Annotated in this window: 22 protein-coding genes and 1 tRNA gene; 7 read left to right on the forward strand and 16 right to left on the reverse strand. The window is 55.3% G+C overall.

All coding sequences use genetic code 11. From position 1 onward, the window contains the following. Positions 1–155 precede the first annotated feature (155 nt). Together HYT79_01665 and HYT79_01670 are read right to left on the reverse strand one after the other, a co-directional pair. The gene (locus HYT79_01665) at positions 156–590 is read right to left on the reverse strand and encodes a hypothetical protein (GenBank protein MBI2069283.1); all 435 of its coding nucleotides are present in this window, start codon (positions 588–590) and stop codon (positions 156–158) included. Positions 591–947: 357 nt separating this feature from the next. Next, positions 948–1,022, reverse strand: a tRNA-Glu gene (locus HYT79_01670). Between the two features lie 119 nt (positions 1,023–1,141). Here HYT79_01670 and HYT79_01675 point away from each other — a divergent pair. Both HYT79_01675 and HYT79_01680 read left to right on the forward strand, forming a co-directional pair. Continuing rightward, entirely contained in the window at positions 1,142–1,720 is a 579-nt protein-coding gene (locus HYT79_01675; protein MBI2069284.1) for a hypothetical protein, read from the forward strand. A gap of 8 nt (positions 1,721–1,728) precedes the next feature. Then, positions 1,729–2,112, forward strand: coding sequence for a response regulator (locus HYT79_01680; GenBank protein ID MBI2069285.1), 384 nt, complete (start codon positions 1,729–1,731; stop codon positions 2,110–2,112). 6 nt (positions 2,113–2,118) lie between these two features. On the opposite strand, the gene HYT79_01685 is transcribed toward HYT79_01680, so the two are convergent. The 4 genes from HYT79_01685 to HYT79_01700 all read right to left on the reverse strand — a co-directional run bounded on the left by HYT79_01685 (position 2,119) and on the right by HYT79_01700 (position 6,496). Next, on the reverse strand, positions 2,119–3,477 hold the full coding sequence (locus HYT79_01685) for a hypothetical protein (protein ID MBI2069286.1): 1,359 nt from the start codon (positions 3,475–3,477) through the stop codon (positions 2,119–2,121). Positions 3,478–3,538: 61 nt separating this feature from the next. Continuing rightward, complete coding sequence (locus HYT79_01690; protein MBI2069287.1) at positions 3,539–4,786, reverse strand: S8 family peptidase; 1,248 nt, start codon at positions 4,784–4,786, stop codon at positions 3,539–3,541. A 110-nt stretch (positions 4,787–4,896) separates the two neighbouring features. Further along, positions 4,897–5,754: an MBL fold metallo-hydrolase gene (locus HYT79_01695; GenBank protein MBI2069288.1), complete on the reverse strand. Its 858-nt coding sequence runs from the start codon at positions 5,752–5,754 to the stop codon at positions 4,897–4,899. 4 nt (positions 5,755–5,758) lie between these two features. Beyond that, positions 5,759–6,496 (reverse strand): TSUP family transporter, encoded by a 738-nt coding sequence (locus HYT79_01700; protein ID MBI2069289.1) that lies wholly within the window; start codon positions 6,494–6,496, stop codon positions 5,759–5,761. 69 nt (positions 6,497–6,565) lie between these two features. On the opposite strand from HYT79_01700, the gene HYT79_01705 reads away from it, so the two are divergent. Continuing rightward, the gene (locus tag HYT79_01705; GenBank protein ID MBI2069290.1) at positions 6,566–7,420 is read left to right on the forward strand and encodes a histone deacetylase; all 855 of its coding nucleotides are present in this window, start codon (positions 6,566–6,568) and stop codon (positions 7,418–7,420) included. On the opposite strand, the gene HYT79_01710 is transcribed toward HYT79_01705, so the two are convergent. The 4 genes from HYT79_01710 to metG are packed head-to-tail and all read right to left on the reverse strand — an operon-like array spanning position 7,417 to position 10,823. Beyond that, positions 7,417–7,965 carry a hypothetical protein gene (locus tag HYT79_01710; protein MBI2069291.1) on the reverse strand — a complete coding sequence of 183 codons (549 nt, stop codon included), beginning with the start codon at positions 7,963–7,965 and terminating at the stop codon, positions 7,417–7,419. The two genes, HYT79_01705 and HYT79_01710, sit on opposite strands and share 4 nt — an antisense overlap. Next, positions 7,952–8,410: a hypothetical protein gene (locus tag HYT79_01715; GenBank protein MBI2069292.1), complete on the reverse strand. Its 459-nt coding sequence runs from the start codon at positions 8,408–8,410 to the stop codon at positions 7,952–7,954. Before HYT79_01715 ends, HYT79_01710 begins: the two co-directional genes overlap by 14 nt. Then, positions 8,407–9,171, reverse strand: coding sequence for an NYN domain-containing protein (locus HYT79_01720; protein MBI2069293.1), 765 nt, complete (start codon positions 9,169–9,171; stop codon positions 8,407–8,409). Before HYT79_01720 ends, HYT79_01715 begins: the two co-directional genes overlap by 4 nt. Before the next feature lie 5 nt (positions 9,172–9,176). After that, positions 9,177–10,823, reverse strand: coding sequence for a methionine--tRNA ligase (metG, locus tag HYT79_01725; GenBank protein ID MBI2069294.1), 1,647 nt, complete (start codon positions 10,821–10,823; stop codon positions 9,177–9,179). A 207-nt stretch (positions 10,824–11,030) separates the two neighbouring features. On the opposite strand from metG, the gene HYT79_01730 reads away from it, so the two are divergent. Both HYT79_01730 and HYT79_01735 read left to right on the forward strand, forming a co-directional pair. Then, a complete protein-coding gene (locus HYT79_01730) occupies positions 11,031–12,065 on the forward strand; it encodes a hypothetical protein (protein ID MBI2069295.1) in 1,035 nt (344 codons plus the stop codon). Between the two features lie 154 nt (positions 12,066–12,219). After that, positions 12,220–12,882: a hypothetical protein gene (locus HYT79_01735; protein MBI2069296.1), complete on the forward strand. Its 663-nt coding sequence runs from the start codon at positions 12,220–12,222 to the stop codon at positions 12,880–12,882. On the opposite strand, the gene HYT79_01740 is transcribed toward HYT79_01735, so the two are convergent. Next, positions 12,879–14,069: an MFS transporter gene (locus HYT79_01740; GenBank protein ID MBI2069297.1), complete on the reverse strand. Its 1,191-nt coding sequence runs from the start codon at positions 14,067–14,069 to the stop codon at positions 12,879–12,881. The genes HYT79_01735 and HYT79_01740 overlap by 4 nt on opposite strands. Further along, a complete protein-coding gene (locus HYT79_01745; GenBank protein ID MBI2069298.1) occupies positions 14,069–14,554 on the reverse strand; it encodes a type II secretion system protein in 486 nt (161 codons plus the stop codon). The genes HYT79_01740 and HYT79_01745 overlap by 1 nt, the downstream gene beginning before the upstream one ends. Before the next feature lie 76 nt (positions 14,555–14,630). On the opposite strand from HYT79_01745, the gene HYT79_01750 reads away from it, so the two are divergent. Then, on the forward strand, positions 14,631–15,404 hold the full coding sequence (locus tag HYT79_01750) for a hypothetical protein (GenBank protein ID MBI2069299.1): 774 nt from the start codon (positions 14,631–14,633) through the stop codon (positions 15,402–15,404). On the opposite strand, the gene HYT79_01755 is transcribed toward HYT79_01750, so the two are convergent. Beyond that, positions 15,401–17,569 (reverse strand): hypothetical protein, encoded by a 2,169-nt coding sequence (locus HYT79_01755; GenBank protein MBI2069300.1) that lies wholly within the window; start codon positions 17,567–17,569, stop codon positions 15,401–15,403. The genes HYT79_01750 and HYT79_01755 overlap by 4 nt on opposite strands. A 134-nt stretch (positions 17,570–17,703) precedes the next feature. On the opposite strand from HYT79_01755, the gene HYT79_01760 reads away from it, so the two are divergent. Then, the gene (locus tag HYT79_01760) at positions 17,704–18,351 is read left to right on the forward strand and encodes an endonuclease III (protein MBI2069301.1); all 648 of its coding nucleotides are present in this window, start codon (positions 17,704–17,706) and stop codon (positions 18,349–18,351) included. 6 nt (positions 18,352–18,357) lie between these two features. On the opposite strand, the gene HYT79_01765 is transcribed toward HYT79_01760, so the two are convergent. From HYT79_01765 to mnmA, 3 genes are read right to left on the reverse strand one after another with little or no spacing between them, the layout of a single operon-like run. After that, a complete protein-coding gene (locus HYT79_01765; protein ID MBI2069302.1) occupies positions 18,358–19,524 on the reverse strand; it encodes a tyrosine--tRNA ligase in 1,167 nt (388 codons plus the stop codon). A gap of 30 nt (positions 19,525–19,554) precedes the next feature. Then, positions 19,555–20,688 (reverse strand): D-alanine--D-alanine ligase, encoded by a 1,134-nt coding sequence (locus tag HYT79_01770; protein ID MBI2069303.1) that lies wholly within the window; start codon positions 20,686–20,688, stop codon positions 19,555–19,557. Continuing rightward, complete coding sequence (mnmA, locus tag HYT79_01775; protein ID MBI2069304.1) at positions 20,678–21,745, reverse strand: tRNA 2-thiouridine(34) synthase MnmA; 1,068 nt, start codon at positions 21,743–21,745, stop codon at positions 20,678–20,680. The genes HYT79_01770 and mnmA overlap by 11 nt, the downstream gene beginning before the upstream one ends. Positions 21,746–21,749 lie beyond the last annotated feature (4 nt).

Genomic DNA, 21,749 nt, shown 5'->3' on the forward strand with positions numbered 1-21,749 from the left:
CCCCAGACCAACCCCGCCGACTGAGTCCTAAGGATAGTCTCTCTCGTAATCTAAGATTGTTTCTATTCTAGCTGATATCCCGCGTACGATCAAGTAGGGTTTCCAAAAAAATTGTGGGGGCGGGACATTGGCATCGCGCAGAGTTATTTCGTGTTCTATCTCGTTATGAGTTCTGGAAATGGTATTTCTCCAGTCTGGATAAAATGAGCCAAAATGCGAGCGTTCGCATCAGCTTCTTTATAAAAAATCGTGTTACTGCAATTGACTGTAAAAATATCTTTATCAACCCCGGGAGATCGTACAACCTGATATGCAGCTCGACCTTCGATTGAGTTATATGTCTGGAGGACAAAATCAGTAGCGACTTGCAACTTCATGCCGCTGTATTTTCCAACGAAGGATTGCGCCCTACCCCACGCTGCATTTGATTCGTCCTTTGGGACGCCGAATTCAAGTGGGGTGCGCAACAAAGAAGCCACGGCTTCTCGCTTCTTCTCAAGTTGAATTTCATCGTACCCCTTGTCACTTTTACGATATTTTGTGGGATTTCGATTTACATCTTCCAGCAACATTTTGTCTTCCTTGCTCAAAAATACCTGCCCGCATGAAGCGGACGTTAAACACAAAATGGAAACCATAAATTTGCCAATAACCTGATTTACCGACATCCTGCCTGCCTTCCCGACCAATAAAAAATACTAACGTCTGTGCGGGTGTCCCTTCTTTACGGTAAAGGTCTAACCTTTACACCCCAAAAAATTCGAGGCTAATTGTAATCTAACAGAGCAAAAAACGAATGTAAAGAGCTTGATTGATTTCAAGGCAAATGGCTGGGGCTCAATTCCACTTTTGATTTAAGACACATCGATCGCTAAAACGATCGCCACTGGTAGGCTCTCAGGAGGATATCGGGCTAGCTTTTGAAGCGTTTCTCGACGAAAAAAGCTTGGTGCCCCCAACGAGATTCGAACTCGTCCTTCGGCCTTGAAAGGGCCGTGACCTAACCACTAGTCTATGGGGGCGTTTCTGCAGGCGCTCATTATACGAAGCTTGCCGGCTGCGCATCCCTAGCCCGATAATTCCGCCTTGCTTTTCAATCAATCAGGGGATATACATGATAAAGAGGGGCCAAGGAGGTTCCATGAAATTCAAATCCAAGATGCTGATCGCCTTTGCCGTTGCCGCCATGAGCGGCCTTGCGCATGGAGAGCTTTGTCCGGGCGATCCCCTGTGCAACGCGCTGGTTCGACCCGTTCAGCAACACCGCGAGGACTGCATGCAGGAAATTTATCGCGCGGAACAGACCTCCGGAAACACCGATTTCAGCATCGCAGCCGAAGGCAATATCATCGCCGAAATCATGGGCCAACGCATCCAGCAACGATTCTCCGCTGAATACGGGCTGCCGCGACTTCAACGCGATCTTTATTCCGGCAGCCAATGGGGCACAATGGGGCCGAGGTTTGATCAGCAACGGTTGGCCGTGCGAGTCACCCATCCCGCCGAAGGACGCAACGAAGCTTATTATGACCGGCAATTCCATCGATGCTTCCAGCGCTCTTTAAGCCGATTCCAGCGTTCCTTTCGAACGCCGGCCTTTACTCTCGCGGAGGGCGGAGGCGCGGAGTATTATGAAATCATTCCCATCAACGCAACGAGAAGAGCGATCGGCAGAACCGAGTTCGATGAGGGGGAAATGGTCGCTGAAGAGGACGACTGAACATCGGCGTGAAAATTTTGATCGCGGATGATGAGGTTCGGCAGCGCCAGCTCCTGGGATTGATGCTGTCCAAATACGACTGCGCCATTGTCGAAGCCGGAACCGGGTTGGAAGCCGTGACCGCGGCCAAACGCGAACGGCCGGACTTGATCATCATGGACCATCATATGCCTGAAATGCCGGGCTACGAAGCCATCAAGGAAATCCGGAAAGACCCGGCCATGGGGAAGGTTCCTTTCGTCATGGTGACCATCGATCCCCATATCCAGGGGCGCCAGGAAGAAGAGGCCTTGGAAGGCTGCGCGTATTTGCCGAAACCCTACAGCCAGGAACAGCTCTTAAGCACGATCAGCGTGGCGATCGGCAAAACCTTTCCCCTCATTAAACAGTAAGCCTCCCTACAACTTGGAGTCAATCAAACCCAATTGCCGTCCCATCCAATAGGCGATGAGGAAATCAACGCCGCTGTAACGATGAATCACGCCCTGGGTCTGATCAAGCTGATACGGATCGCGCTGCCAAATAATGTCCGTATTGGGGCGGCGCCAGACAGGCAGGGGCTGTTTGGCCCAGCGTCCGATTTTTTCAATCGACGAATCCGTTGAATTTTTGACAGACCCGGGCTTTTTGGGAAAGGCGAACTCCTGAAGCGTCTGAACGGCGATCTTCAGGCGATGAGGCTCCATCGGGTAATACGTCCCGTAAACGAAACTAAAAAACGAATTGCCTTCCTTGCGAAATTTATGAAACAGCCGGTTAAAATTTTTATCCAACAGCCGGCGCAACTCGGGATCGGACTCGGTCCCCAACAAAACGTAGTAAGCCATGAAAGCCAGGTGCTGATGGTATTCCTTGCCGTACCAAAGCAAATGAACCTCACCCCTGGCCGCGCCGCGCACGACCGCCGAACCTTGCATCAATTTCGCCTTTTCCCGGTCAAACAGAGGGTCGTCGGAAAGATAGTCCGCGAAACTTAAAATCGCGATCGTCGTCAAAACATTGGGCGTTCGGATCAGCCACCCCACGAAACGCTGATCCCCATATCGCGTCGCCGTGCCGTCGGCATTCCTGAGTTTGTAATCGTTGGCAATCAGGTTGCGGGTCAAATTTAAAAATAAATCTTTGGCCCGGGCCGAGATCTCGGGATTGCCGAATTTATAAGCGCAATAAAGCCCGAAGACATGGCCCGTCAAGGACGAACCGCTGGCGTCTTCGACCCAGTCATAAGGATCGCCTTGGCGTGAATAACGGTGCGGATGTGTGTCGCCTCCGGACGGATCGATGCCGCGCACCAAAAACGCGTTGCCGTAACCCGCCTGAAGCAACGCCTGGCCCTCCAGCGATTTGGCCAAATAGAGACGGTCTCTGGGGGAATGGGTCGCCGCGTATTTGAAAGCCCGAAACGCGGTGTGATAACCCTGCCAAATGGCCATGTCCCCCAAATCATTAGGGATCATGCTCCAAAAAAGCCGGTCGTCGTGTTTTAAAAAATCAGCCTTGATTTCCTCATCGAACAGCTTGGCTTTCCGATGCAAAGGCCTGGCATCTTTGATGTCCGGCGGTCGCGTGAATTCATCGAACGGCTCTCGCTTGTGCAGCGAATCGGCCAAGCGCATGGTCGCCAACTGAAATTCCCAGACAAAAGGCTTGAGCAAATCCCATGGGTACTCGACATGCCGGGACCTGGATTCGGCGGCGCCCAGGGGGCCGATAACGGCGGCCGGCAATAAAAGAATAAAACAGAATCTTCTCATCACATGAAAATTCTAACCTTTCCTGATGAGAGGCGGGGCGCCTAAAGAGACTTGAGCGCGATTCTTATCTCAGGTGTTCGGCATTAATCAAGCCGCGGCCCTGTTCTTCGGCGGAGAGCCCCGGCAAAGGAACCGCCGCCCGCATCAACGCGGCGCGTATGGCCGAAGGGGTCCTTGACCCTTTGGCAACGGCCAACACCGCCAAACCGGCCACATGGGGAGTGGCCATCGACGTTCCGGAGTAAGCGGCAATCCCGTTCTGCCTCACTGTTGAGGGGATTTTCACCCCGGGAGCGATGAAATCAACCTGGGGTCCGCGGCTTGAAAAGGCCGCGATCCCTTCTTCGGTCGTCAGGCAGAGCCTGGTTTCCGTAATCCCCTGCGGACAGAGCGCCGACACGGCGACGGCGGCATCATAAGCCGCCGGAAAATTGACCGCGCCGCCGTCATTGCCCGCGGCCGCCACCAAAGTCACGCCGCGCTGCACCATGGTATTAACGGCATATTCGAAAAAGAAATTGCCCTGAGGCGCGCCCAAGCTCATATTGGCGACGCTCATGCCGTTTTCCATGCACCACATCATGCCGTCGATGATGGACGTCAAAGAACCGGAACCATCTGCGGACAACACCTTAACGGCGTAAAGCCGGGCCTGTGGGGCCACGCCCACGACGCCCTGGCCGTTTAACGCCGCGGCCACAATGCCCGCCACATGCGTGCCGTGGTTATGATCGTCCGTCCAAGACTCTTCCTTGTTGACGGCGTTATAACCGCCGGCCACATTGCCGGCTAAATCGGAATGCGAAGCGTCGATGCCCGTGTCCACGATCGCCACCTTGACGCCTGCGCCCTGATTGCTCGGCCAAGCGGCCGGCGCATTGACGCGGCGCACGCCCCATTGAACCTCCTGCGATTGTTTCTCACGGCGCGCGCTTTGACGGACTCGGGCAACGGCGCGGCTATCAAAGCTTTCCCGCAATGTTGTCATCTGCACTGCGACAGGATCGCTCAATAACCAATCGGTTTCAAAGTCGTTTTCGAAACGGCTGACTTTCGGGTGCCTTCTGAGATTGCCCTTGAAGGCATCTTTGTTCGGCAACGCGACTTCAGCGGCCACGGCGTTTAACGGCGGCCAATCGCGCAATACGGTTCCGCCGAGAGTTTCGATGATTTGCCGGCGCTCCGACGCCGAGGTCCCCGCTAGAAAACCGATAATGAAACGGTGTTCTATGGTTTTGACGGGAGCGGCATGGATTTGGACCGAAGGAATAAGGATTGCGAACAGCGCGACGACGAAGATGAGGCCTTTCATCTGGCTCCTCCTTAACGTCTGCACTTTCTTCAAAGGGACCTAAAGTCCCAAATTGAATTGGGACTATTGATACATATTTATTGATTATTGTCCAGAACCGGAAAACGACGCTAAGCCTCTAGCGCTTCGGGAGGAACGATCACTTCGCGGCCGTCGGCTTCTTTTAAATAGCCGGCTCGTTGCTTCGGGTCATGCTGAAAAACCAACAGCCAGTCGCGCTCCTTGGCCTGAGCCAAAAGGCGACGCTTGGCATGAAGAGTGTCCAGCGGAAACAAATCGTAACCCATAATCCATGGCAAGGGCACATGGCTTCGCGTGGGGATCAAATCGCCGAGAAACAAAGCGCCTTGGCCTTGAGATTCCACCAAGGCGCATTGATGGCCGCGCGTGTGGCCGCCGCTTTTTAGAACCTTCAAGCCGGGCTCGATTTCAAACTCTCCGTCCACCAACTCAAGCTGTTTGGCCTCATCGACAGCCAAAAAATTTTCAGGCAGATAACTGGCTTTGTTTCTTTCATGAGGGTGAGTCGCATCCTCCCACTCGGCTTTTTGAACGATATATTTGGCCTTAGGGAAGGCGGGTTTGACGCGGCCGTTTTCGCGCAACGTATTGCCCCCGCAATGATCGAAATGCAGATGGGTATTGATCACCAAATCGATGTCTTCGGGCTCCAGGCCCCGCTCTTTAAGGGCATGAAAAAGAGTCCGCTCGCGGCGCACGTCGAACATTCTGAGGAACTTGGGATCGCTCTCGTACTTCGATGAGAGCCCGGTGTCCACCAACACATGATGACCGCGCGGGGTTTTCATCAACAGGCAGCCCAAGGCCAACTCGATTCTGTTGCGGTCATCAGACGGGTTTGATTGATCCCAAAGAACCTTGGGCACGACGCCGAACATGGCGCCTCCGTCCAAACGAAAAAAGCCGTCCGATACCGAATGAAGCTCGAAATCGCCGATCTTGAGCATGGATTTATGCTACCAGTTTCACGAGTAAAAGCGCGGCGATGATCAACAACAGAGGGGTTAAAAAACGCTCGGCGTGATCGATGGCCAAACGCGCGCCAAGGAAGGCGCCGCCGGCGAGGGTTACGGCGAATACGCTTCCCAAACGCCAATCCACGTAACCTTGCCAAGCGTAACTCGATAAAGAAAGTACGGCCGAGGAAAAATTGGCGATTTTAGCCGCGGCCATGGAACCTACCAGCCCCAACGGCGTGGTCCATAGAAGAACCAAAAACATAAACGTACCGCCGCCGGGACCCCAGGCCCCGTCATAAAAACCAACGGCAAAACCCAGTCCCAGGGACAACGTCGACACGGCGCCGTTGCTTTTGCCCGCTCGCGACGACGGCGCGTTGAGCGCCTTATTTTTAAGCAAGAGCGTGGCCGCGCACAACGCGGCGCCCAGCCACAACAATACAGGATAAAAGGGAACGAGCAAGCGAGGAGAGACCGAAGCGCCGCAGAATGCGCCCAATCCGACCGAAACCGCGAAACGAATGGCCGGACCCCAGGCCATGCGGCGTTTGACGCCGTAAACCGTGATGGCGGCCAGGGTCGCGGCCGCGGCGCCGATTTTATTGGTGCCGATGGCCCACGGGGAAACGCCCAGGTGCAGCATCAAGGCGGGCACGGTGATCAAACCGCCGCCGCCGATCACTGAATCGATAAATCCAGCCAAAACGCCGGCAGCCAACAGCAAGGCCATTTACGGGATAATGAACAGAGCTTTCAATCGCATATCAATTTCAGAGTTTAAGAAAATTTATGATCGAATATGACCATTAAGATTTTTTCCGATCTCAAAACCACCGCCTATGAATCGCCGGGGCATCCGGAAGCGCCCTGGCGCGTCGGCAAAACCCACGAACGCCTGAAAGCCGCCGGGCTGACCCCTCAATTGCCTGAAATCAAAGCCTCGGCAAACAACGTGCTGCTGGCGCACACCGACAAACACTGGAGAAACGTTCAAACGGGAAATTTCGAGGACGTGGACACGCCTGATTTCCCCGGCATGGATCAAATCGCTCTGATTTCCCTTTCCGGCTGCTTGTCCGCGCTTAATTCCGCCCTGAATGGGACCCCTGCTTTTTCCCTGATGCGTCCACCCGGCCATCATGCCGCCCAAGAGCGCGTCGCCGGTTTCTGCTACGTCAACAACATGGCGGTCGCCTGCCGCAAGGCGCTCGGCGACGGGCTGCGCGTGGCGACCCTCGACATCGACGTGCATCACGGCGACGGAACCGAGGCCATCGCCATGGGAGAAAAAAATTGGCTTTTTGTTTCCCTGCATCAATCCCCTCTTTATCCCGGCACAGGGCTTTCTTCGCGGTCCAATTGCGTCAATTTTCCCCTGCCGCCGTACACGAATGAACTCGCTTATCTTGAAGCGTTGGAAGCGGCCATCAAGCGCATCGGGGATTTTAAACCGGATCTTTTGGGCGTTTCCGCGGGTTTTGACACGTACAAGGAATGTCCGATCGCTCAATTCAAACTCGAAAAGGAAACCTACGCAAAAATCGGCCGTCTGATCGCCGAAACGAAATGGCCGCGTTTTGCGACGCTGGAAGGCGGTTACGCCCCTGATCTGCCGGTTTTAATTGAAAATTTCATCAAGGGTTTCGACGGCTAAAAAACTTCCAGGGGGAACAAAAGCGGCGCCTCGCCTTTCATTCCGTCGATTCGCCCCAAAACGCGGACCGGATGATCGGATTCAAGCGGCGGGATAGGCTCATGCTCCCGCCAAAAAACAGGCATTTGCTCATGACCCTGATAAAAATGCCCTTGTCCGTTGAGACGGACGATTTCCCACAACACCGCCTTGCCGATGAAGCTGTCGGGGCTGACGGTCACGTCTTCATAAGCCAATGGATTGTTTGCGGCCCAAATGCGGTAAGGCTCCAACGCGATCAGCCGGCTTTCCTGCTCAAAAAAAACTTCCGCCATTTTCGTCAGGCGCTCGGAATCGATACCCCAGGCCAAGGCCGCGCCGAGCAAGGCCGTCACGAGCCAGGGGCTTGGGCCCCGTTTTTTGGGAGCGAGAGCGGCCAATTCTTCGGCCTCGATCTCCTCTTGAGATTTGAGGCCTTGATCGGTGAGGATATAAACTGGGGGTTTTTCGTTAGGATCGTGCTGAGGAGACAACGCTTCAATGACCTTGAGTCTAAAGCTCAGCAAGCCACTTAAGAATACCGCGCGCCAAAAAAATCCCGCTGACAATGCCGCCGGCCAAACCGATTAAACCGCCGAGGATGCCCAAAGTAATGGCCAACCCCATCGATGACATGGCGCCGAAACCCGCGCCCAAGTAAGCCAAGCCGCCGCCGGCGATGGCTCCTGAAGCCACGGCCGCCAAAACCACGATGGTTTTGGTTTTGGCGGTCTTGGACTTAATGGGCCTCGGAGGTTTCGTTGCCCGTATGTCAACGGACGAGGGGCGCTCCATCACCGTTGTCCGCGGCGAATCAGGAAGCTCCACAGGCCGCAAAACGCCTTCGGGATTCGCCGTTGAAGAGAAAAATTGATCGTTGAGAAATTGCCACCGGTTCAACGGGGCGTCTTCGGATGGAGCGGCTTGCGCGACGCTCCCGATTAAAAAAACGAAACAAACGGTTTTGTTCATGGAGCCTCCAGATAATGAAGGTTAATCATGCCGTCAAGCGCCGCTTGCTGCAAACCGGCATGGGTCAAGCCGCGCACCGCCGCGATCTCCACGGCGACGCGGCCCTTGAATCTGTTGCGGATGGACTCGACCAAATCGAGAAAGTCTCCGTCGCCGCTGGCAATGGCCACGACGTCGAGGCGATTAGCCTCCTCCATCACGTTTAAAGCCAGGCCCACGTCCCAGTTGCAGGTGAACTCCCCGGAAACTTTTTTAGCGGGCTCTTTTTCAAACACTTGATAACCCATGGCCTCCAAGCATCCGCGCAGCGTTTTATTGCGCACGATATAAGCCGATTTAAGGGCCAGCACACGAGCGCCGCCGGGCGCAGCGATCAGGCGTTCCGCCTCCTCGAGCAAGCGCTCCATGGGCGGGTCTTGTTCAAAACGGTGCTTCCAGCAAAGACGGATATTTTCAAAATCTATGAATAGACCGGCTTTTTTAAGGCTTAAAAAATTATCCAAGCGCCGCTTTAATTCGCCGGTTTCGGTCCGGAGCCGTTCGTTTTCCCGGCGAAGCATTTCCGTCTGCGAAGCGCCGTCTTGTCCCTGTCGCTGGACCTCGGCGGCCAGCTCATGGACGCGCTTTGACTCGCGCTCGAATTTTTCTTTTTCCTTTTCGAGCGCCCGGCACCGCCGCTCCGATTCGTCAAGCTTGATATTCTTTTCTTTGATTTCCTTCGTTTTTTCTTCGAGCAGCCGCTCGATTTTCTTCTGTTCCATAATTTTTAAGGCGCGACCGGTTCCCTCTCGATTTTTCGAAATAGGGGGCCGATCTCGCCGAACAAGCGTCCGGGCTCAAGCTTGGGGGCGCGCTCCCCCCAGTCTCCGGGACCCAGCGGCTTGTCAAAGCCCAACATGGACCAGGCGCGGGTCGCGGAAAAAGGCAGGTAGGGATGAATGGCCACGGTCAAACAGCGGCAAAGATCCAACGCCGCATACGTCACGCTTTGGCAGCGCGCAGGGTCTTGTTTGGCCAATTTCCACGGCGCCTGGCCGTTGACATACTGATTGCCGGCCTGGGCCATGGCCAAAATTTCGCGCAGTCCCTTTTTGAATTCGCAGGCTTCGATGGCTTGGCCGGCGGCCTCAAGATGACGCTTGGCGGCGGCCTCAAGCATCGCTTCATCGGGTCCAGGGATGGCCGACGGTTGAGGAATTTTGCCGAATGTCTTCTGGGCGAATAACAAAACACGGTTGATCAAATTGCCGACCGTCGACAGCAGCTCATCGTTATTTTTTTGGATGAAATCATCCCAGGAAAAATTGGCATCCGACGCCTCCGGCATGATGGACGCCAGGTGATAGCGAATTTGATCGGGATCGAACGCCTCCAGGCACTCGGTCAAACTCGCGCCGATACCCCTGCTCTTGGAAAATTTCTCGCCGGATAACAGCAGGTACTCGTTGGCCGGGACATTGGTCGGAAGATTCAAGCCGCCCAACCCCAAAAGAATGGCCGGCCAGATAATCGTATGAAAAGGAATATTGTCCTTGCCGATAAAATAATAGGACTCTGCTTGGGGATTCGTCCAAAACTCTTCCCAGGCCTCCGGGGAACCCGAATCCTTGGCCCAGAATTGAGCCGCCGAAAGATACCCGATCACCGCCTCGAACCAAACATACAGGCATTTGCCGTCATGGCCGGGCAGGGGCACAGGCACGCCCCAATGAAGATCACGGGTGATCGGCCGGTCGTTCAATCCTTCTTTGATCCAATTTTGCGTGAAGCGCAGGACATTGGAACGCCAGCCTTTGCGGCTTTTTAAATAGTCCTCAAGTTTGGCGGATAAGGCCGGCAGCCTTAAATAATGAAGCCTGGTTTCCCGGAATTCGGGTCTGTTGCCGCAGAGCCGGCAGCGCGGACTTTTCAGGTCGGCAGGGTCCAAGGTTTTTCCGCAGCGATCGCATTGATCCCCGCGCGCGTCAGGCGCTTGACAATGGGGGCAGACGCCTTCCACGTAGCGATCCGGCAAAAAACGATTGCAGGCAACGCAAAAAAGGGCCTGCGAGGCCCTTTCAACGATTAATCCCTTCTCCAGAAGCGTTAAAAAAATCCGCTGGGCGACTTGTTTATGAAACGTATCTGTGGTGCGGAAATAGCATTCGATGTCCACGCCCAAACGCTTCAACGCGTTGTGATTTTCCGCATGAAAACGATTGACGATTTCCTGCGGAGTCTTTTTTTCCTTGTCCGCGGTGACCGTAATGGGCGTGCCGTGCTCGTCCGAACCCGACACCATAAGCACCCGATGACCCCGAAGGCGATGATAACGCCCGAAAATGTCGGCCGGCAGCCAGGTGCCGGCCACATGCCCCAAATGAAGCGCGCTGTTGGCATACGGCCAAGCCACGCCGATGAGAATCGTCCGCATCAAATAATTGTAGCGGATTCCCAAGCGAGGGGGTCCGCCCGGTATTGAAAAATTCGCCATAACGGCCTAACCTAAAATATGGAACGCCGCCGCTTAAATGCTTCAGCGCCGGTCAAGGCCAAAGCAACGCCAAATACACGGCCGGAAACGCCAAAAACAGGCTTTTCCGCGAATCGGGAAACCCTAATAGTCGGGGGCGTCGGTTTCTTGATGTTTCTGTTGGGCGCCATGGTCATGTCCAAAATGCTGGGCGCCAACAACGAAGAAGTTTGGGAAAACCCCTTATCCGACGAAACCATTCAAACGAATGACCAGGATCAACATGCTTCCTTAGTTACCGCCGAATCCTCGGCCGTATCCGAGGAATATCTGCATGCCATCGAAACTTCGGCTCCCCCCAACATTCCATCGCCGCCCAAAGCGCACGATGAACCGAAACAGGAAACGACGGAGGATATCCCCGATTTAACGGTGGAATACGCGGCGCCGGATCATTCCGCTCAAGCAACGGCCAGGGGGCGCAGGCTCGCCCCGCTCCTTGAATTTAAAACCACGGAGCCGAGCAAAAAAATTTATTGGGTGCTTGCTTCATCCTTGCTGGATAAGGCGCTCAAAAATACGAGCACCACGCGAACCCTCCAGGGTCCGGCCATAGCGCCTAAACGTCCGCCGGCCACAAAAATTCACGGCCCCGGCACTAGAAAGCTGCCGAATAAACGCGGCGGAGGCACGGGCATTGTGCGCGGGACTCAAAGCACAAGCTGGCTGATCAGCGGCCCTGTTTCTATGGGGATCGTGGGTCCTGGAGGCGGAAACGAACCGGGCATTGTTTCAGGAGAACCGCCGGGAAGCCTGCCCGTTGACGTCACCGTCAGAGGTCTTCAAATCAGAATCGCTGTCTGGGATTGCGGAGGAGTCGATGACGAGGATATGCTTAAGCTCACGCTTAATCCCGATGAACCCACGGCCCAGCAAGCCGTGATCACGCCTCATTTCCCCCGCGGCCGCACGGTGGATTTCGACCCTCCGGATTCAAGCTTGACCACCGCGGTCAGCTTCACTTTGAAAAAAGGCCGCAACAAGCTGCGGTTTACGGCTCTCTCCGAAGGCAGCTCACCCCCCAATACCGGCTGCCTTCGCTATGTGCCGCCCACCGACCTCATCAAAGGGCCGGCCAACCAAAATTGGAAATCCGGACTTAAGGCCGGGCAGACGCACGACATCATCATTGACTCGCCTTAAGGGACCGTTAAGGAATTAATGATCCACGTTCCGGACAAAAGTCCCTAATTTACCCAGGTCCTTGCCTGCATATTTTTTAGGACCATGGGCTCAGGCGGATTTTGAGTGTTTCAAGATACGCTTATTTGGAATCGCTGAATTTTTAGGAGGTTTGATGAAACGCTCATTCGCCGCCGTGCTTGCCGCCGTATTATTTGTTCCCGCGTTATGCGGAACCGTCTTAGCCGATGATTTTGAAAAAATCCGCCTTACTTTTGACGACGGCCAAGGCGGCATCCTCCAGGCAGACAGCGGCGGTGGAACGCCGAATCAATCCAAGAAAAAACAGAATCCTCGCCGGCGCGAGCGCCGGCCCGATCCCCCGCCGAATCAAACCCCGGCCCAAACCGGCGGATCAGTGGTTCGAGACGTTTCTCCGGATGATGTCGATGCCGTCATCCAGAATTCAACAGCGGCCTTCGTGGTCACGTTTTACTCCCCCACCTGCCCGCACTGCCACAGCTTCCTGCCGCTTCTGGAGGAAGTAGCCCGCGATTACCAAGGCCGGGTTCTTTTTTTCAAAATCAATGTGGATTCCCATTCGATCTCCGGGCCCGTGCCCACGACCCTTTTTGTCCGGCCTGACCGGAAAGTCGCGGTTCTGGAAGGCACGCACCCCGACCCGGATGTAGTCAAAACAACGTTGCGCGACACCATCGATAATTTTGTCCTAGCGCCTAATCCGCCGTCCAACGGGCAACAAAACGGCGGTCAAAATCAAATGCAGCCTCATGTTGCACCCAACCCCGGAGCCAGGCCAGGGAGAATAGACCTTTAAACCTGTTGCCTAGGCGCCCAGCGGCGAACCCAGGGTAATAAGGCAAAGGCCGGAAGCGCGAGCAGGAAAGTCAAGGCAAAATAAGTCGTATAGCCGAAGGTCTGAGCGCCGAAACCAGAAAACGCTCCGGCCACGGAACGCGCCAACCCAAAAAACGCGGATAAGAGCGCATATTGCGTAGCCGCATGCGCTTTGTCGCAAATCACCATTAAAAAAGCCAAAAATGAAGCTGTGCCTAAGCCGCCGCAGAACGCTTCCGTAATCACGGCCACATACATCATGGCATCCGATGGCGGCAGGGCTGCGGCCAAGGTATAAACCAAGTTGGAAACGGCCTGAAACAACCCTAAAATCCAAAGGGCCCGAAAAATCCCCCACTTCGTCGTCAAGCGTCCGCCCAGCAAGGCGCCCAACACCGTGCTGATAACGCCGACCGTTCCCGGGACAAGCCCGATTTGAAACGGCGTGAATTTCCGGTCCACCCAAAACGTCTTGCTCATGGGGATGAGCGAATAATCGCCCACTTTAAAGAGAAGAATGAAAATCATGACCGCGATGAAACCCGGGCGGACGAGGAATTGCTTCAACGGGGTCCAGACCGCATCCATCACCGGCTCCCCAGAAGCTTGCCGTCGCACCGTGGCAAAAGGCGTCCGAGCAGCGGCAGCGGACATCAACAACAAAATCCCCGAGGCAGCCATCAGCGCGCCGCGCCAGGAAATCGCTCCGGCCAACGCCACCAGCAGGCCGCCGGAAACAATGAGCGCAATCCGGTAAAACATGACGCGGATGCCGTTGGCTTGCCCCATTTCGCGGGGATCCAAAAATTCGATCGTGTAAGCGTCGATGGCGATATCCTGAGTGGCTGAAAAAAACGCCATGGCGACGAGCAAGCTCCAAAAAAACACGCCCGCGGACGAGGGGCTCGGCCCTAAGGCGAAAAAAAGCCCGGATACGGCCAAGAGCGCCAGACAAGCCGAAATCCACATTTTGCGTTCAAAAAAAACGTCGACGGCCGGAGCCCAGAGGAATTTCAAAGTCCAGGGCAGCCCGATCAAACTCAAGAGCCCGATTTCCTGAAGGCTCACGCCGTAAAAACGGAAATAAACCGGAAAAGCCTCGTTGATCAAACCGAACGGAAACCCTTCCGCGAAATAAAGAACCGCGACCCAGAAAAGCTTGCCCATCAACGAGTATTCCAAATAACGGATTTGGAATCATTGTGCGCGCAGCCGATGTAAAAGTGGCCCCAATTGATCGAGGTGTTATTGTTGATGTACTTCCAATTGCCTGTATCCACGGTGGAGGAGAACTCGACGCTGTTGACCTCGTCGCCCCCGGTATTGTGATGCCCGGGATTACCGACATCCGAAAAAGCCGGGATAATGCAATCAAGAGCATCCTGGGATTTTAAATACTTGCTGTTGGCGAACAGCGCGTCGATATCCAATGGCGGCATGCCTTCGGAATCGCTGTAATAGATGGAGAGGGCGCTTCGAATCGCCGACAAATTGCCCCGCGTCCTGCCTTCCTGGGCTTTTCTGACCAGTTCGGCGAATTTAGGAATCGCAATGGCCGCCAAAATGCCGATGATGGCGACTACGATCATCAGCTCGACCAAAGTGAAGCCTCGGGGCCGTTGAACATGAGCCGATGATCCCACGCGCAACATTCTAACTTTATGGATTTAAAAATATCAGTATGGAGGGTATGGAGATAGCCGGAGTGTATTCGATAAAATAAATGCCGTGGGCAAATTTTTACATGTCAAATCCCCCTGGCTTTTAAGCGGCGGCGCCGTCATCGCCGTGGGGCTGGCCACCGTCGTCGCCTTGCGCCAGCTTGGGCGCGTGGCCGAATCAATCAACCGGGAGAGCGCGGCATCCGCCCGGGCGGCCAAAGAACGCGGCCGCTCGCTCGAGTCTCTTCCCCGGGAACTTGCCGGCAGCCTCAACGAAGCCGCGGCCGAGGCTCGAGCGCCGATTCCCGGCCGGCCGGACAACCCTCCGGCAACCGTTTCGAAAAAAAAGAAAAAATCCGAAACCGCCAAGCAACCCGCGCCCCCGGCAAAAACAACGGCGCCATCCAGGGGCCCTTCAAAAAGCGATTTGACGGAATCCGAACTCCTGGCCATACTCGCTCCTCAGGATGATTCCTGCTCCCCCAAAAAACCCGAGCCATGCGCCGAAGAAACCGCGAAAAAAGAATGGTCCGGAGGCGGCGGGCCTGAACAAGCGGGGACGCTCATCGCCAAAAACGAAACCGAATGGAAAATTCTTTGGGGCAAGGTATCGTCCGAGCCGCCGCCTGTCGTGGATTTTTCAAAGGAAATGGCGGTGGTTATATTCGGCGGCAAGACGAGGGAATTCAGCCTGGAAATCGCGGGGATTGGCGAAGAGCCCGGGAAAATCGTGGTGCGCTACCGGCGCTGGCCGGGGCTGCCCAAGGGCGGGCATCCCTACATCATTCGCCTGGCTCCAAAATCCGATCTTCCGGTTGAATTCAAAATAACGGATCGCTAGCGATCCATTCGATCGAATGCATCAAGCAACGCGCCGCGTCCGACCTCGGCCGGCGCCAGGCCGCGCGTAACGCCGAATTGCGAATTAAGCTCCTCGCCCGCCATCAAGAGTTCCAAGCCTTCGCGATTACCCTGGGTGCGCCCCGCCTCAAACAAATAATCGGCGAACGCATCCACGAACTCTTCCGGCGTGCCTTGCCTTAGGATATCTTCCATGCCCGCCGGGATCATATTGTTTCTAATCCAATCAGCCACCAAACGCAATTTCTCCTGATAGGATAGGGCGCTGAAGGTCCCCGGATTCATGTTCATGGCTTTGATGCCGACATTGTAAATCAACCAGTCTTTAAACGCGTCTCTGTCTGAGGCGGTCAACGGCGGCAAGGGCGTTAAGCGGCCGCTCATCATGGCGCCCATGGCCAATAAATCGCCGGCGTTGCGTCCTTCCCCGCTTAATTCGTTCATCAGGCGATTGCGCGTAATCCTTAGGGCCAAGTCGCTCAAGAGCTCAGGGTCTTGGGTGATGCCCAGCGTAGCGTCGACCACCGGCAAGCTGCGATAAAGCGACATGCAATCCCTCAGCTCGGGATTTGTATACGTATAGCTGCCGTCTCCCGCCGGACCGGAAAATTGATGCCCTTCTTCGTCGGCCATGATGCTCGAACAGGCCAACCGCAGCAATCCTTCCCGAACCCCCGGCGAGCTGTCGAGAAACAAAGAAATAATCCTGCCGTCTTCGGGGTCATTGCGCAGTTCATCAAGCACTTGATCCCGGGCCGCCACCAACCCATCCGACGACGGCACGGGTTCGCGGCGGGAATTCCTGGAGTTCACGCCGAAGGCGCCCTGTCCGTAGACGCTGACGGGGCCCGCATCCAAATTTCCGCCCACCGCGAAAAGAACGCCGCCGGCGGTGCGCTGGGCTCCGCCATAATCGATCGAGTCGACAAAACCGTTGACGCCCACGGCCAACCCACCGACCGGTGAAACCGTCAAGCCGGCCATACCGCCTTGCCTGAAAAACTCGATGTCGCGGCCTTCCTCCCGGTAATATTCCCCCGTCACTTCGAAAGGCCGGTCCCAGGCCCTCCCTCCTACGCGAAGAACGTGGCGCTGCTCAACGGTCATGGGCGGCCACCAATCCGTGACCGTTAAACCATTTAATTGGACCCGGCTTTGCACCTCAAAAAAACCGTCGGGAATAAACGGCAATCCGCTCCAAACGCCGACGCCCGCATGGGGAGCATGGTCGAAATGAAAACCGACCAAATCGCTGTAAGAACCTTGGGCGTCCTCTCGAACCCTCAACGCCTCGCGCAAAGGATTAAGCCCGACGGGCGAATAATTTTGGCTGTCGCCGATAAAAAGGGCCGCGGCCGCGCCGAGGGGATTCCTCGGCCGCCAGCGCAAACCGAAGCTTAAATCGGTTTGGCCGTTGCCGTAGATATGCGGCTGTCCTGTGCCGCCGTCTAAATTGGTCCAGGTATCCACCACCGCGGTCACCGCGGTCGCTAAATCAAAATCTCCGCCCAGATGAAAACCCCGCGCCAATTGAGCCTCCATGCTGGCAAACAACAGATGATAAGCGTTGAATGAAGAATCCGGGGCCCCGGTCATTGCCAAAGCATCCTCAAGACGCTGCGCTCCAACCGAATCCGGATTAAGGCTTGAGCGAAAAGCGTCCCGCTGGGCCTGGTTCCAGCCGCGGCTGAAATCTTGGCTCTCGACCAATTCCTGGGCGAAGGCGTCGGTTTGATCGCGAGAGGAGGCCGCGCCTTCATGATAGCCGTCAAGAAGCCGCGCGCTGCGGGCGTTCTCGCCGGGGAAAGGGCGGCCCTGTAGTTGAAGGTAACCGGTGCGCAGACCAAAAAGAAAATGGGTTCTCGTGTCCGGACTTGTCTGCCAGCGGCCTTCCAAGGCCGCAAAAGGGCTGGGGTCGAAGTGATCGGAGCCGTTATTTAATCCAAAAATCCCCAGTTGAAGCTCAAGATGCGCCGGGTCCAGATTGACGGCCATATACGTATTGGCGTCAGGGCGAACGGGGAAGCCCTGCGGCCGATGGCTGCCGTCAAAGACTTGGGCTCCTTGCTCGGCGTCCTGAGCAAACGCCGGGGAATCCACCCAAAGCAAGGGCGCGCCGAAAAAAAGGAACAGGGTCCAGAGCAACCCTTAATGGTACTGAGTTTCCCGGCAATCTGACATGGGTCTTAAGACCCTTAAATGCTGGGCCAAAAGGCCCTGATCAAAAAAGATCGAAAGGCCTTCCTCAAAGGCTCCCGGCAGGGTAGAATGCGCTATCCATGAACGATCGCGACATTCATCAAGCAATTCGAATTTTACGCCGCGAAGTCCGCCGATGGAACAAACCCATTGTCGGGCATTATAAAAACAACCCGTTTACCGTACTGATCAGTTGCGTTCTTTCGTTGCGCACGCAAGACAAGACAACCGAAGGCGCCAGCAAACGCCTGTTCGCCCAAGCCGAGACGCCGCAGGTCATGACGGCATTGCCCGTCAAAACAATCGAAAAGCTGATTTACCCGGTCGGGTTTTACCGGACTAAAGCTAAAAATATCAAAGAAATTTGTCGAATTTTATTGGAACAATATCAGGGCAAGGCGCCCGATGAAATCGACGAGCTGATGAAACTCCCGGGCGTCGGGCGAAAAACGGCGAATTTGGTGGTGACCTTAGGCTACGGCAAGCCGGGCATTTGCGTGGATACGCATGTCCATCGCATCAGCAATCGCTGGGGCTATGTCAAAACCAAAACCCCGGAGGAAACGGAAATGGCCCTGCGGCGCAAGCTGCCCAAACAATACTGGATCAAAATCAACGATTTGCTGGTCGCCTACGGTCAAAACCTTTGCAAACCGGTGTCGCCCCTATGCAGCCGATGCCGGCTGCGGCCCTATTGCGCCAGGAGAGGAGTTGAGAAAAGCCGTTAAAAGGACCTACGGCAAAACCTTGACGAAGCCGCGCTTGCCCAGATTCACGACGGCCGGGGAGGACAGCTCGACTAAGATATCCTCCTTGGCGACCTTGCCGTCTAAGCGCACACCGCCTTCCGCAATCTTTCGTTGAGCCTCTTTGCGGCTGGGCGCCAAACCGCTTAACGCAAGCAACTGGGACAAAAAAAGCTTCTTGTCTTTCGGCAGGCGGAATTCGGGCATGCTTTCCGGAAGCTCGCCGGATGAATGCACGCGCTCAAAATGCGTTCTGGCTGCGTCCGCGCCCTGTTTGCCGTAAAACTGAGCCGTAATCGTTAAAGCCAACAGCTTCTTGGCTTGCATCGGGTGCATGGTTCTCATTTGGGTCAAATCAAGCCCGGTCAAGAGTTCGGCCCATTGCCACATGGTGTCATCTGAGACCGACATCACCTTGCCGAAAATATCCTCAGGCTTATCCTTGATGGACACGGCGTTTCTGTAGGTCTTAGACATTTTTTTAACGCCGTCGGTCCCCACCAGAATGGGCAGCGTCATGGTCACTTGAGGCTCCTGCCCATGATCCCTCTGCATATCCCGGCCGAAGAGAAGATTGAACATTTGATCCGTTCCCCCCAATTCCACGTCCGCTTTGACGGCCACGGAGTCGTAACCCTGGAACACCGGGTACATGATTTCCAGCATGGTGATGGGTTCGCTTTTTGAAATGCGCGTTTTAAAGTCTTCCCGCTCCGTCAAACGCGCATGGGTGACTTTGGGCAAATACTCCAAAATTTTCCCGGAGGACATGAAGGGGTCAAGCCACTCCGAATTAAAACGCAATTCCGTTTTTTCCGGGTCCAAAATCCCAAAGGCCTGCTCTTTGTACGTTTGGGCGTTGGCGTGGATTTCCTCAGGCGTAACCACGGGCCGCGTTTCGCTCCTGCCGGAAGGGTCGCCCACGCGAGCGGTGAAATCCCCGATGATCAAAACGCCCGTATGGCCCAGTTCCTGGAACGCGCGCATTTTTTTGAGGCAAACCGTATGGCCCAAATGAAGGTCCTTGGTCGTGGGGTCGACGCCTAATTTCACCCTCAACGAGCGGCCGCGGCTGAGTTTTTCGGCCAGCTCTTTTTCGGTCGTGACCGAAGTCGCGCCGCGCAGAAGGATTTTCAGTTCTTGCTCAAGGGCCATGTTTAAAAAAAGGGACAATGGTGTCTGTCACTATTTTTTGGGTTGATAGTCGATGAGGCGCGCGCTTTGGCGCCCCTTTCTTTTCATCGCCAACTCGATGAGGCGATCCAGCAAGCGCGCGTAGGGAACGCCCGAGGCCTCCATCATTTTAGGGTACATGCTGATGGAAGTGAACCCCGGGATGGTGTTGATCTCCCCGAAATAAAAAACGCCGGAGCTCTTATCCAGAAGAAAATCCACGCGCGCCATGCCTTCGCCTTCAAAAGCCAAAAATACGGTTTTAGCCGCCTCCCGGACCGAGGCCGCTTCCGAAGCCGTCAATTGAGCCGGGATTTTTAATTGGGCGCCGTCAGGGTCGATATATTTAGCCTCGTAAGAATAAAACTCGTGTTTGGGAATCACCTCGCCCGGCGCCGACACCAAAATATCCTCATGATCCCCCAGCACCGCGCATTCGATTTCCCTGGCGTCGATGCCTTTCTCGATGATGATTTTGTCGTCGTAGCGGAACGCCTCGCGGCAAGCCTCGCCCATGGCGTCGGCGGTTTTGATTTTGCTGACGCCGACCGAAGAGCCCAGGCGGGCCGGCTTGACGAATACCGGAAACCCCAATTCCCGGCCGAACTCGGCGGCCGCGGCATCGGCTTTTCTTACGAATTTATTCCATTCATAGCGGCGAAGCACATGATACGCAGGCACGGCAAGGCCGGCCTGAGCCGCCAGCCTGAAGGCGACGTCTTTGTCCATAGCCACTGAACTCGCCAATACGCCGCAGCCCACATAAGCCGTATCAAGCAGTTCCAACAGCCCCTGCACCGTGCCGTCTTCACCCATGGGACCGTGCAACGCCGGAAAAACAACGTCGAATTTGGGAGAAATCTTGACCGCAGGTTTGGCCGGAACCAGGGTCTGGCCGTTGATTTTAGGGTTGATCAATAAATCGGTCGCCTGATCGAAAACCGGCAACGTATCTTTGGCCGAAGCCAGCAGTTTGCGGGCGTCCTGAAAGCGCCATTGCCCGTCTTTGCCGATGGCAATGGGGATGACCTCATATTTTTTCGGGTCTAAATTGCGCCAAATGGACAAAGCTGAAACCCGGGAAATTTCATGCTCCGCGGAACGCCCGCCGAAGAGCAAGGCGACTTTGATCTTTTTACCGGGCATGGGTAATCTTGCCGCCGCCTAAAACCCGGACGTCATCGTAAAAAACCGCAAACTGGCCGGGCGTCGGCGCGCGCTGGGGTTCGTTGAAACGCACCATCGCGGTTAAGCCGTCCCGCGCTTCGATCATCGCTTCAACAGCCGGGCTTTTGGAACGAATTTTGACCTGGGCCGGGATTCGGGACCCCGGCGCGTCTCCATGAACCCAGGAAATATCCGCGACTGAAATTTCGCTTCTCAACAGCTCGTCATCCGCGCCCACATAAACGGTTTTCTGCGCCGGATCGATGGCCGTCACATACAAAGGCTCGCCGACGGACACGCCGAGACCGCCGCGCTGGCCGATGGTGTAATTAAAGTAGCCCTGATGCCGGCCCAAAACCCGGCCCGAGCGTTGTTCAATAATCGGTCCGGCCTGATCGCTGTGATTGAGCAAATTCCGGTAATCCCCATCCGCCATCGCGCCCACGAAACAAATCTCCTGGCTTTCCGCCTTTTGCGCGGTGGGCAAACCAGCCTCCTCGGCGATGGCTCTGACCTCGGTTTTCTTTAAACCGCCCAATGGGAACAAAATCCGGCTCAGTTGATTGTCCTTAAGCATATAAAGGAAGTAGCTCTGATCTTTCCGCTCATCATGCGCCCGATATAAACTGAGGCTTTTCTCGTCCTCGTTTAAACCGATCCTGGCGTAATGGCCGGTGGCTACGGCATCGAAGCCCCAGGACTCGGCCAATTCCAACATGGGGCCGAATTTCATGGAACGGTTGCACTCGACGCAGGGATTCGGCGTTTCGCCCTCTTCATAGGAACGCTTAAAAACATCGATAACGCCTTTTTGGAAGGCTTCGGTTTCGTCAAGGGTATAGTGAGGAATGCCGATCATGCGCGCGCAGTCTTTGGCGTCATAAACGTCGCGCGGGCTGCCGCAGCAGCCGGGCCCCTCCTTGCTTAATTCAAAAAGTTTAAGCGTGGCCCCGACCACCTCATGGCCCTCTTTTTTCAACAGATACGCGGTCGCGGACGAATCCACCCCGCCGCTCATCAACGCTAAGACACGCATCAAC

It is taken from the genome of Elusimicrobiota bacterium (assembly GCA_016180815.1).
Lineage (GTDB): Bacteria > Elusimicrobiota > Elusimicrobia > JACQPE01 > JACQPE01 > JACPAN01.

Excerpts from the sequence above, each read along its gene's own strand:
- HYT79_01695 (MBI2069288.1), bottom strand. The coding sequence starts at position 5,754 with ATGCTCAAGATCGGCGATTTCGAGCTTCATTCGGTATCGGACGGCTTT.
- HYT79_01700 (MBI2069289.1), bottom strand. The coding sequence starts at position 6,496 with ATGGCCTTGCTGTTGGCTGCCGGCGTTTTGGCTGGATTTATCGATTCA.
- HYT79_01765 (MBI2069302.1), bottom strand. The coding sequence starts at position 19,524 with ATGGCCCTTGAGCAAGAACTGAAAATCCTTCTGCGCGGCGCGACTTCG.
- HYT79_01760 (MBI2069301.1), top strand. The coding sequence starts at position 17,704 with ATGAACGATCGCGACATTCATCAAGCAATTCGAATTTTACGCCGCGAA.
- mnmA (MBI2069304.1), bottom strand. The coding sequence starts at position 21,745 with ATGCGTGTCTTAGCGTTGATGAGCGGCGGGGTGGATTCGTCCGCGACC.
- HYT79_01715 (MBI2069292.1), bottom strand. The coding sequence starts at position 8,410 with ATGAACAAAACCGTTTGTTTCGTTTTTTTAATCGGGAGCGTCGCGCAA.
- HYT79_01720 (MBI2069293.1), bottom strand. The coding sequence starts at position 9,171 with ATGGAACAGAAGAAAATCGAGCGGCTGCTCGAAGAAAAAACGAAGGAA.
- HYT79_01690 (MBI2069287.1), bottom strand. The coding sequence starts at position 4,786 with ATGAAAGGCCTCATCTTCGTCGTCGCGCTGTTCGCAATCCTTATTCCT.
- HYT79_01745 (MBI2069298.1), bottom strand. The coding sequence starts at position 14,554 with ATGTTGCGCGTGGGATCATCGGCTCATGTTCAACGGCCCCGAGGCTTC.
- metG (MBI2069294.1), bottom strand. The coding sequence starts at position 10,823 with ATGCGGACGATTCTCATCGGCGTGGCTTGGCCGTATGCCAACAGCGCG.
- HYT79_01735 (MBI2069296.1), top strand. The coding sequence starts at position 12,220 with ATGAAACGCTCATTCGCCGCCGTGCTTGCCGCCGTATTATTTGTTCCC.
- HYT79_01675 (MBI2069284.1), top strand. The coding sequence starts at position 1,142 with ATGAAATTCAAATCCAAGATGCTGATCGCCTTTGCCGTTGCCGCCATG.
- HYT79_01770 (MBI2069303.1), bottom strand. The coding sequence starts at position 20,688 with ATGCCCGGTAAAAAGATCAAAGTCGCCTTGCTCTTCGGCGGGCGTTCC.
- HYT79_01740 (MBI2069297.1), bottom strand. The coding sequence starts at position 14,069 with ATGGGCAAGCTTTTCTGGGTCGCGGTTCTTTATTTCGCGGAAGGGTTT.
- HYT79_01705 (MBI2069290.1), top strand. The coding sequence starts at position 6,566 with ATGACCATTAAGATTTTTTCCGATCTCAAAACCACCGCCTATGAATCG.